Source organism: Corallococcus sp. AB038B (assembly GCF_003668955.1).
Classification (GTDB): domain Bacteria; phylum Myxococcota; class Myxococcia; order Myxococcales; family Myxococcaceae; genus Corallococcus; species Corallococcus exiguus.
Window position 1 is genome coordinate 1 of the sequence record NZ_RAWO01000419.1, and the last position, 382, is coordinate 382.

Consider the following 382-nt stretch of genomic DNA (forward strand, 5'->3'; position numbering starts at 1 on the left):
CACGACGGCCCCCCAGTCCGCCCCGCCCGAGGCCGTGCGTTTGACGGAAGGCGCAATCCAGCAGGTGAAGAAGGTCATCAAGGACCAGGGCTTCGAGGGCTACTTCTTCTCCATCCGCGTCGTGCCGGCCGGCTGCAGCGGCCTCGGCTATGACCTGAACCTGGTCAAGGAGTCGAAGGCCGGCGACAGCGTCTGGGAGCAGGACGGCGTGAAGCTCGCCACCGACGGCATGAGCGCCCAGTACCTGGCCGGCACGGAGATCGACTACGTCTCCGCCATCACTGGCGCGGGCTTCAAGTTCAACAACCCGAACGCGAAGTCCTCCTGCGGCTGCGGCACCTCGTTCACGACCTGAGTTCCCGTCGTGGCGTGACGTGGCTCG

At 66.5% G+C, this 382-nt stretch carries 1 protein-coding gene; it reads left to right on the forward strand.

The window, feature by feature from the left end; all coding sequences use genetic code 11:
* Positions 1-355, forward strand: a 355-nt coding sequence (locus tag D7Y04_RS43755) for an iron-sulfur cluster assembly accessory protein (protein WP_147477406.1), incomplete at its 5' end; no start/stop codon positions are given.
* Positions 356-382 lie beyond the last annotated feature (27 nt).